General features: G+C 43.1%; 14 protein-coding genes. 4 read left to right on the forward strand and 10 right to left on the reverse strand.

From position 1 onward, the window contains the following. Positions 1-149 precede the first annotated feature (149 nt). Positions 150-548, forward strand: a complete 399-nt coding sequence (locus EFBL_RS17825; RefSeq protein ID WP_165912542.1) for a cupredoxin domain-containing protein — start codon at positions 150-152, stop codon at positions 546-548. 126 nt (positions 549-674) lie between these two features. Beyond that, the gene (gene mntR / locus EFBL_RS17830) at positions 675-1,106 is read left to right on the forward strand and encodes a transcriptional regulator MntR (RefSeq protein WP_231705866.1); all 432 of its coding nucleotides are present in this window, start codon (positions 675-677) and stop codon (positions 1,104-1,106) included. Between the two features lie 72 nt (positions 1,107-1,178). On the opposite strand, the gene EFBL_RS20740 is transcribed toward mntR, so the two are convergent. The 6 genes from EFBL_RS20740 to EFBL_RS20755 all read right to left on the reverse strand — a co-directional run bounded on the left by EFBL_RS20740 (position 1,179) and on the right by EFBL_RS20755 (position 4,593). Then, positions 1,179-1,325, reverse strand: coding sequence for a hypothetical protein (locus EFBL_RS20740; RefSeq protein ID WP_165912543.1), 147 nt, complete (start codon positions 1,323-1,325; stop codon positions 1,179-1,181). 178 nt (positions 1,326-1,503) lie between these two features. Beyond that, a complete protein-coding gene (locus EFBL_RS17835; protein ID WP_096183676.1) occupies positions 1,504-2,163 on the reverse strand; it encodes a class I SAM-dependent methyltransferase in 660 nt (219 codons plus the stop codon). Between the two features lie 103 nt (positions 2,164-2,266). After that, positions 2,267-2,413, reverse strand: coding sequence for a hypothetical protein (locus EFBL_RS20745; protein WP_172899745.1), 147 nt, complete (start codon positions 2,411-2,413; stop codon positions 2,267-2,269). Between the two features lie 632 nt (positions 2,414-3,045). Next, on the reverse strand, positions 3,046-3,795 hold the full coding sequence (locus EFBL_RS17840) for a hypothetical protein (protein ID WP_096183678.1): 750 nt from the start codon (positions 3,793-3,795) through the stop codon (positions 3,046-3,048). 2 nt (positions 3,796-3,797) lie between these two features. Next, the gene (locus tag EFBL_RS17845; RefSeq protein WP_096183680.1) at positions 3,798-4,385 is read right to left on the reverse strand and encodes a TlpA family protein disulfide reductase; all 588 of its coding nucleotides are present in this window, start codon (positions 4,383-4,385) and stop codon (positions 3,798-3,800) included. 64 nt (positions 4,386-4,449) lie between these two features. After that, positions 4,450-4,593, reverse strand: a complete 144-nt coding sequence (locus tag EFBL_RS20755; protein WP_165912544.1) for a hypothetical protein — start codon at positions 4,591-4,593, stop codon at positions 4,450-4,452. Positions 4,594-5,276: 683 nt separating this feature from the next. Here EFBL_RS20755 and EFBL_RS17855 point away from each other — a divergent pair. Continuing rightward, entirely contained in the window at positions 5,277-5,984 is a 708-nt protein-coding gene (locus EFBL_RS17855; protein WP_231705867.1) for a hypothetical protein, read from the forward strand. 235 nt (positions 5,985-6,219) lie between these two features. Here the strand turns inward: EFBL_RS17855 and EFBL_RS17860 are convergent, their stop codons facing one another. Next, complete coding sequence (locus tag EFBL_RS17860) at positions 6,220-7,581, reverse strand: MATE family efflux transporter (RefSeq protein WP_096183684.1); 1,362 nt, start codon at positions 7,579-7,581, stop codon at positions 6,220-6,222. A 14-nt stretch (positions 7,582-7,595) separates the two neighbouring features. Further along, positions 7,596-7,904 (reverse strand): metal-sensing transcriptional repressor, encoded by a 309-nt coding sequence (locus EFBL_RS17865; protein WP_096183686.1) that lies wholly within the window; start codon positions 7,902-7,904, stop codon positions 7,596-7,598. Between the two features lie 317 nt (positions 7,905-8,221). Here EFBL_RS17865 and EFBL_RS22000 point away from each other — a divergent pair, with 317 nt between their 5' ends. Further along, entirely contained in the window at positions 8,222-8,611 is a 390-nt protein-coding gene (locus tag EFBL_RS22000; RefSeq protein ID WP_165912545.1) for a DUF2935 domain-containing protein, read from the forward strand. Positions 8,612-8,700: 89 nt separating this feature from the next. Here EFBL_RS22000 and EFBL_RS21510 read toward each other — a convergent pair whose 3' ends face one another. Continuing rightward, positions 8,701-9,588 carry a cupredoxin domain-containing protein gene (locus EFBL_RS21510; RefSeq protein ID WP_231705869.1) on the reverse strand — a complete coding sequence of 296 codons (888 nt, stop codon included), beginning with the start codon at positions 9,586-9,588 and terminating at the stop codon, positions 8,701-8,703. 26 nt (positions 9,589-9,614) lie between these two features. Further along, on the reverse strand, positions 9,615-9,923 hold the full coding sequence (locus tag EFBL_RS22005; protein WP_096183690.1) for a nitrous oxide reductase accessory protein NosL: 309 nt from the start codon (positions 9,921-9,923) through the stop codon (positions 9,615-9,617). Positions 9,924-9,970: the final 47 nt, after the last annotated feature.

A 9,970-nucleotide genomic window follows, 5' to 3' on the forward strand; every position in this document is an offset into this window, starting at 1 on the left:
AAATTTCGTTGGTCGCAACTTTTTCCCTAAGAACAGTATCCAAAATTGAAGTAATTCCATATAATTTAGCTAAAGGAAACATAAATCGCTTTGTCTAAAAAAGTTTTCTTCTGTTAACAAGATCCGCTATGGTTATCGGAGGGATAGATATGAATTTGAAAGAGAAGTATACCCGTCTGCTATTCGTATTGCTCTTTGCTGCGATGGGAGTCTTAACGGTGTATTGGGGCAAAAATACACTGTCATCGGCTCAAGCAGACCGTAAAACAGAAAGCAAACATGTGGAAATACAGTTGAAAGAATGGGAAATAGTTCCTCGGAATATCACTCTAAATAAGGGGGAAACCGTCCAGCTTTCTATAATAAATAAAGGTGCTTATCCCCACGATTTTGTGGTTCATGGGCTCAATATAAAAACAGGTACACTCGCGCCCGGTCAAAAAGAAGCACTGACCTTTGTCGCTGACCAACCAATGACCCTGGAAACCTTTTGTACTTTGGCAGGTCACAAAGAAGCTGGGATGGTTGCAAACCTGTCGATTAAATAATCTTTTCAAGTTGATAATGAAGGAAGACATCCGTTGTCTTCCTTTTTCTTTTAAGCGGGGAGAATGACAATGAACGAGGTTTCGGACTATAATATAAACGCGAATTGTTCGAAAGGAGGAAGGATCTTGCCTACTCCGGCTATGGAAGATTATTTGGAGAAGATCTACGGCTTGATTGAAGAAAAAGGGTACGCGCGAGTTATGGATATCGCTTCCTCCCTAAACGTAAACCCTCCTGCGGTAACAAAGATGATCCAGAAGCTTGACGAAAGGGGTTTCTGTAAGTACGAAAAATACCGTGGCATCATTTTGACGTTGAAAGGCAAGAAGATAGCAAAGTCAATGGCTGAAAAGCATCAGATACTTGAGGATTTTTTACGGGTAATCGGGGTTCATGAAGAAAATATTTATGAAGAAGCGGAAGGAATCGAGCATCATATCAGCAAACACACGGCATTCTGCATTTCGGGCCTGGTTCGCTTTTTTGAGGACAACCCTTTCGTAAAAGAATCTTACCTTACCTATCTCAACAAGATGACGGAGAATGATCCAGAATAAATCATTTTTTGGACACTCCGAATCTGGCCTTCATTATTCCGTAGTTTTTTCAAAATCTGATCTGTCTAGGTATTATACTTGCACTTTTTCAAAAATTAACGCACATTGTGAAGTCCCACGGGCAATTGGATTCACTTCAATATCCCCACGGTGGAACTTCATATCCGGTGTATATTCGTTAAACACCACCTCATCGGAATGACAAAACACTTCGGTCAACCAAGGTACCCCATATCCCTAAAGGTTTCATGGATCAAACAGCGTGTGATGTGAAAGCGATACAGATTAGGTTCGACTATACAGGTTGATTTTTCTGTCCCGCACACATGATCGAAAAGTGTAATGTTTACGGTCCCTTATGATAAAAGAAGTTCTTTTCAATTTTGCAGTGCGGATACTAGTCGGGCTTACGTGCGCTATAGAGAGATAAAGGGCCGAATAATGTAGGGTATTGGACAGTTTCACTTACTTCTATAAATCCGGACTCAAGCAACAACTGTGGAATTAACCCGTCTGCATTGTCTTTTGTCGTAGCAAAACCATCCAGCATTTGAACAAGGAAAAAAGCTGTCCGCATCAGTGCACTTCGAGGTCTACCCCAGTCGGCTATATGAATTTCACCCCCTGGTTTGAGAACCCGGTGGACTTCAGCCAAGGTTCGACTCTTGTTTTCGCGAGTCAAATGGTGAAAGAAAAGACTTGATAAGACACGGTCGAAGGAATTGTTTGTATAAGGAAGGTCAAAAGACATACCCAGATCAAGCGGGATGTCAAGCTGTTCTTTTGCCAGTTTGGCTCTTGCTATTTCAAGTACTTTCGGATCTCCATCCAGTCCGATGACTGTTGCTTCCGGAAAGCGGTTTTTAATCAAAATTGTCAAAGTAGCGGTGCCACATGCAAGATCCAGGACATGATGATCGGTTTGAATCTGTGCTTGTCGAATTAGTTGAGATTTGAAGGTTTCTTCCCGCAATGTCCACTGAATCAACGGATCATAAAATCTGGTTAGCCAGTCATAGTTCAGCGCAGGTTTATACTTATCGGAGTTCTTTTCCATCGCCACACCTCCAGATCAGAAATACCTTACCCCCCCAAGGTAGTTACAGTGATTATATTTCTGTTTACAAAATTTCGCAATCCATTTCACAAGAATTATTTGCTTAATTTAAGGGAGACTCCAAATCACAGAAATACCCCTTCCCCGAATTGTCGGTTGTTTCGCGAGAATCACCCACTTTATTCCACACAAGCGCAGTTCCAGCAGCGAGAAAAAGAGGAAGTGAAAGCACAATCAACCAGCGTTTCATCCTAATCCCCCTTTAAACGTTTTAAGTCTTATTATTTTACAATCCGTAGTTTACATAGAAAAGATACGAAATGGAAAAAAGAGTCATAACCGTAGATATACCTAATGTGATGACACCTGAGGTCGTTCGCCAGGACTTGGACTTCCACGCCATAAAATAAGCTAATACCAGTGAGCCGATTGCCAACCCAAGGAACAGGTATTGGTATTTAAAGAAAAACGCACTGGTTGCAAACGCGATCCCACTCAGACCGAGCGGCAAAATCAATAAAGGAGCCAGTCAGGCCAGACAGGAAAACCATGAGAAAACAAGCGCCATCTTTTGAACCATTTTATTATTTGATTTCATCTCCTGCACTCTCCTTTCTCCCTCCATTATTTAAGTGACTCAACGGATGATTGACCGACGTATTTTTGCGAATGGTCAGCAATTGATTCTTATACCAATAGTATCCGTATAAAGTCCCCAATCCGTTGACCCAGATGAGGATCAACAGAAATTCAAACAATAGAGTAGGGAATTCATGTTTCGGCGAACCAATTAACGCTAGTTTTGTTTTAATGCGGCATTATTGACGCTTCAATTATGATTTGATCTAAAGCGCAACCGTTGCTTGTACCCGTCTCATACCTCTACTCCTCAACTGCGTTACCCTTATCATGTATCCATGACCGAGCATTGGTTTTAGCAAGTAGTAAGATCCCGACAACTGCACATAGCACGAATCCCCACTGTGGGGGTGTCAAAAATAACCAAATAGTTGGATTGTAATCGACCAGAGAAATCAACAAGCCGCCCGTTCCTAAAATGATAAGACCTAGTGCTCCTCTTACTCCTGAGGGCTGTATGGGAATTTTTTTTGCGAGTAGCCAGCTGCTAACTGCAAATAATATAGCGTTATAGACATTTACAGGATGATACATGCCCTCAAGAAGACGAGCTCCCCAAAAAAGCTCCGTTCTCGTTCCAAAGTCTGCCACAAATATGGAATAAACACTCCATCCGGCAAACAATGCAGGAATCAAAACATCCAACAACGTCAAAATAGGGATCGGTTGTTTCCGGAATCTGATTACAAAATATCCGATTCCAATTCCCCACCCAATCCAAGTGGCGTAAGGAATTGTGCCGCCCAAAAGAATCTGAAAGGGACGCTCCAAGACTTCTTTCGGGATAAAGAGCAGCGGTGCCAAAAGGGTCGCTAAAATCCCATAAAAGACACTGTCAAAAATCGTATCTTGGACTTTGGCACCGTCCAATCCTGCCCGAGTTAACTCCCGTTTAATCAGCCATAAGACCAAACTAAAACCGGTCAGTATTCCAATCCACGAAGAGGATATCGACCACAACCCCAATTTCACATAGGTATCCAATAGTGCCATGTTTATCTCTCCATCAGTTTCTGAATCATGCCTTCCATAGCCACTTTGGACAATTGACCGTCTCGGCGATCGACAATCATTCCGTTTTTGTCAATTGTGACAGTCATCGGAATTGCAAAAACTTGGTACTGTTTGGCAACACTTCCGTCTCGATCCATAAGAGTGGGAAACCCAATTTTGAATTCACGAATAAACTTTTTGGCCTCTTCTTCATTATCTTGCACAGTCAAATTGATGCCGTAAAAGGCTATCTGATCCTTGTATTTCTGGCTCATCTCCACTAAATCCGGCATTTCGGCCTTGCAAGGCGGACACCAGGAAGCCCAGAAATTAATGAAAACCTTTTTTCCCTTGAGTTCACTCAGTTTGACCTCGTTACCGTTCGAATCTTTCAAAGTAAAATCAGGCGCTGTATACCCTGCTCGGGGTAAAGAAGCAACATCAGATTGCTTGCTGTTTTGAGTATTGGCGGGAGAGGAGATGTCCTTCACAATTCTGCCTGTATTTTGCACCCCTGCAAGTACAGCTAGTACCAGCAAAGCGATAAACAGGATCCCCGCATACAATCTTATTGATTTTTTCTTCTGCATCTTGAATCCCCCAGAAATGGTTTAGTGAAAAACCCACACAGAAGTGTGGGCTTACTGGTTAAGCTTATTTTTTGTCATTTTGCATCTTGCTGTGATCCATGCCCGGCATGTTCTTATCATTCATTTTTTGATCATTGTTACTTGAACATGCTGTAAGAAGTCCCGCTGTAAGAATAGTGACCAGAAGTAAAGAAATTCCCTTTTTCACAATAGATGTCCTCCTTACATATTGTTCATATTGTGCATTCCGTTACCTGCAAAAATCATGTAGAGAATAAATAGTATCAAGATGCCAAAAGTAACGGCCAAACCTTTTAAGATACTCGAAAACGTGTCCCTTCCCTCCACTTTCAAGTCGCTCCCCTCTTTCTGCTTAAGATAAAACTGAAATGTGTATTTTTTATGAAGAAACATAAGAATTATAGCTTTAGATTTGCAATACTTTATCCAAACCCGGAACAAAAAAGTCCAACACACTGTCATTCACTACAGACACACAAAGCATGGTTGAATCGGCCAACAAAAATCAGGGGAACACATAGCGCATGTTCCCCTATTTGTCCATTTCTAAATATTCTTCCCCTTCCATTTGCTAAAATCCCGGATCCTTGGAAGCCTGAGCATCCTCGACCAGTTCCTTCCTCCTTCCCGATATCTACCTTGAAACCTACTGATTGTAACCGAAGAAGAACGCCCCCCATACGGTCGTGACGACAAATGGATTATGAAACAAGGGGCGGCGGGTGGAGTTCTTGTGTTTGAACAGCTCCTGCTGCAAACTGAATCTGTTCTGAGTCAAATCCGGGAAAATCATGCGAATTCACCTTTCCTTCTATTTCCATAACTCGTTATAATGAGTACATGTCATATTCAATTTTCCGGGAGGCTGCCATGGAAATCATAGAATTTCAAAAGATCCTTCACGACTTTCGGAACGATCCCGAATCGGTTTATCATACTTGGTTTCTTAACGGGGAAGATCGTCTCAAAGCGTTTCGTACCATCAAGAACGGTTTGAACGACGTGATTCGCGACATCGAAAATCGCACATTTGGCAATGATTTTAAAGGATCCAGCCTCGAAATCGTTGTGACCGCCATTTCGGAACAGAAACAAATGTTTGAAGGTGCGGCTCATGCGTTTTTCTGGAAACCGAAATTGCGGATCCCCGATATCTATGAAAACGAAGCAAATCAATTGGCGTTTGGAAGATTTTTAAAGGCGTGCTCCCAAGCAACAACCGAAAAGCAAATCATCGAAGAAATACTCAAACTGGATCGGCTTCAGATTAAGGGATTGGGGCCGGCTGTAGCCAACATTCTGTATTTTCTTCACCCTACTCTGTTTCCGCCATTTAATACGGCGATTGTCAACGGATTCAACTCACTTTTCAACAAAAAAATCAAACTTGGGTCCTGGACTGCTTATCTTGAAATGAGAGAAGGGATTCTGGAAGCAAATGAGGAGTTTCGTTCTCTTTTGTCAAAGGATTTGGGAGCAATTGCCGGATTGCTGTTCGAAATTGGTACCGGAAGAATTGTGATTGCCGAAAATGCGGAGAAAGTCATTGAAGCGGAAGCAACTTGTTTTCCGACCTGAGATGCGATTGCGACGCCATGTGCAAATTTGGAACGAATGTAACGGTGCTGGACAAGATCTCCAAGGCGGTATGATGGCGAAAATCTATCGGCACGATCATCCGAAGTCAATTTGGGAGGTCTTTTGAACCACGGATGCACCCAGCAAAAAATGGCAGTTTTTCATGGGCTGCATTATTCCAGTGCAACCTTTTTCTCCACTTCTTCCGGTCAAGAGAAGTGGCATATCTTGGATTTTAACCCGAAATCTGGATCCAACGATTTGATCGAAACCGTAAGTATAATAAAATGGCTCTTAAACCATTATCAAGGCCGATGGCGATCCATACACCGGCTAGTCCCCATCCCAGATATACGCCCAGTAAGTAGACTCCAAATGTACGGAAAGCCCAAATACCGATTGTAGTCGTATACATAGGATATTTCGTGTCGCCGCCAGCCTGCAATACACCCGTCAGAATGAGTACAACTGCCAACGCGACTTGGTTAAAAACGTCTATCCCCAGAGCTATCCGCACTTGATTTATAACAGCGGTATCTACTGTGAAATAAGGAATGACCCATGGCAATAATACGTAAACCATGATCCCAATACCTGTTAACAGAAACATTCCAATGAACGTGGAGGCTTTCGCATATTCCCTGGCCTCGTCATGTTTTTTTGCACCCAGGCTTTGCCCGACCAATGTTGTGGCGGCAGTGGCTAGTCCATAGCCTGCCATATAACCGAAAATCGTAAAATTACCCGCAAGTTGATGAGCTGCATATGTATAAGTGCCCATTCTAAGGATCATGCCAAAATAAATCACTTGTCCAATTCGCATACTCAATCGCTCACCGGCTGCCGGACCGCCAAGCTTAAGAAATTTTTTGATTATCTCCTTGTCTATCTTCCACCCTGATAAAGAAAATGCTCCGACCGGGTATTTGGTAAGAGCCCTCCACAGCAGAATTGTTCCCAGCAACCTCACGATCACTGTTGCCAATCCGGCTCCCAACAATCCAAGGGCACCAAATCCAGCGATACCAAAAATCAAAATATAATCTAAGAGAATGTGCAATAAGTTGATCCATAGGCTAACCTTCATTGGAGATTTTGTATCCCCAGCCCCACGTAGAACACTACCCAGGATAAACATTAGTGAGATGAAAATTGAGGGGGTCGCTACTGTACGGAAGTAAATGACAGCCGGTTCAAGCACAATTTCTGCAGCCCCCATCATTTTAAGAATGGGACTGGCAAAAATAAATGTTATGATTCCAAAGAATAGTCCGATCCAGCCGGCAAGCAGAATAGACTGCTTTGCTATATGACGTGCCCGAGGGATATTTCCCTCACCAACCTGATTTGCAATCATCACGGTACTCGCCACGCCTAATGCCATAAAAACGGAAAAATAAATTTGCAAAATCGCGTTGGTTACCCCCACGGCCGCTACTTCGACAAGTCCCAGTTTGGAAACAAAGAATGTGTCAACAAATCCTACCATAGATTGAAAGAAAGTCTCGCCTATCGCGGGAAGAGCCAAAGCCAGAATCGCTTTCCATTTGTTCTTTCTCTGGCGGCCGGTATCTTGTTTCAGTGGTTCTGTCTTCATTGAACTTCTCCCGTCTACCGAATGAACTTGTCCAATGCTTCCTCCAACTGCTTGAGTACCTCTTGCTCATTACCTGATTTTGCCGCCTCCATCACACATCCTTCCAAATGATCTTTCAAAATCAGTTTTCCACAGTTATCCAGAGCTGATCGAACAGCAGCCACCTGAATTAAGAGATCTCCGCAATCTCTCTCGTCCAATGCCATTTGCTTGATCGATCGAACATGCCCTTCAATTCTGGCCAAACGATTGACGATACGTTTGCGCTGGAGGTGATGATCTTGTTCTGAATGTCTGTGATTCTGTGATGGCGAATGAGACATAAGTCCAACTCCTTGAAGTCAAAATCACTCTCAATCATATCCCCCCATGGGGGATATGTCAATAGAAGTCCAGTCTGAGAGGGACTGTTTCGTTTACGGTTCATAGACGATTGCCTCTTTTATCCTCCATGGGTGATAACCCTTACCTGCATCAACGGGGAAACATAAATTGGGTCGATCACATACGTCGGGAAGCTGACTTTTTCCGGTCTATCCTTCGGAAAAGTAAAGGGAAACTGACATTCACCCGCAGACGCGTCGGTATACCAGATGGTACGGGACGTCTCAAATCTGTCCCCATAAAATTAATTTCTACAATGCCGCTTGCCCAACGAAAGAAAATCGCCCTCGAAGAAACGCTGTTTTGGTCCCGCATTCATATGGAACACGCCTTTCATCTTAGCTTCTCGTTTTTAACCAAAGGGCAACAAAGGTTTATTAGGGAAGCGGAAAGATTCCAAATGGATTTTCAAAACCTGAGGGAACAGGCAAATGAAGTGGAAGACGAACAGGGGAACATTCGAAAACTCAACCGCGACACCTTGCAACTATCCCGTTCCTGGAGAAGGTATCTAGAGAACACGTTCGAACAGATGCGTGCTTGTAGAATCCCCGGCGGACATGCGAATTTCCCACCCTCCCTAGCCGATCACATGCGTCGCGAAACTGATTATCTAATTAGGGCAGTCCAAGCTACGCGGATTTGAATATGATGAGACCCCCTTCTAAATCATATGAGGGGGTCTTCATATAAGCGTTTTAATCACATTTTGTGATTTTTCATCAATGGTGTAATCTACTGAGCAATTATAGTACCTTCATACATTTCCATTCCACATGTGAACTTGTAAGTCCCTGATGTTTTAGGGTTAATCTCGATCGTTGTTGTCCCTGTTTGCAGTTTCTGAGTAATGTCAAAATCCTTTATCAATACATAGGAGAGGCAGCCGCCCTCGTAGTCTTTTTTGAAATGGATCTTAACCGGGACTCCAGCTTTCACCTTTATTTCTTCAGGTGAATACCCGTCTTTCTTAACGATGACATCCACTATCTGAAACCCGTTTTTTTCTTTAACTTCTCCAGGGGACTCTGTCTTAGTAGATACAATGGTATTCCCGAAAAGGTTCTCAATTGACAAGGCACCGGTTTCTGATGCTTTAGCCCCCAGGATCAAGAGGATAAACGTCAATGGAACAATGTACCATTTTAATTTCGAAGAAGTAACAGTTGTTCTTTCAGCGAATTGATTTCCTGCTCGTTCGGTAGTTCCCACTTCCTCATGGATTAATTTCACCAATAATACCATTACGATAAAATAGATAAGGTTTACAAACGCGATCACTACCATAGGAGATTGGAGTCGGACCATGACACCCAGCATGGCTCCCATCATACCTCCCATTACTCCAGAAACCATTCCATCCATAGCAGCCATCAGACTTACGGGTCTTCCAGTAACATACCCCACTGCCAAGCCTGCCGAAACAGCCAATACTGTTGGGATAAGCATTTGTCCATTTGTATAAATGCCAAGAACAGTTCCAAGCAATATACTCGACATCATGGAAGCAGTCATAGCAACCATCATGGCAGCCATACATGTTAGTTTTTGCTTATGCCGAAATGTCAAGTATGCTGTATATCCGGCCATAACCCCGATGGAAATTAAAGCAATTGCAATCATGAGCACGATTCTTCCTCCATTTCTCCCTATCCTTTGCCGCAAGGCGGCTCTTGATGCTTCATTTTGATGCGGACTCGATCAATCGCTTCTGTAAAGGAGTAAATGTTCCCACCGAATCCCTTCACGAATTTCTCTGCTGTTTCTCTTTTTTCAAAAGTCAGGACTTGCGGTTGGCAACATCTCACCTCAACATCCGAATCAATCACATACCAAGTTACCGGGGCGCTTATCGTTGTATTCGAGAGGAAATCAAAACATATCGCTTGAATGACTTCACCTTCCAATTGATGTTTACCGCCAAACTCTTTGACGGCAAAATACCGAAACTTCGTCACATTGGCTGTCGCCCCAACCTCATATACATTACCGACAATAGCCTAAT

The organism is Effusibacillus lacus (assembly GCF_002335525.1).
GTDB classification, from domain to species: Bacteria; Bacillota; Bacilli; order Tumebacillales; family Effusibacillaceae; genus Effusibacillus; species Effusibacillus lacus.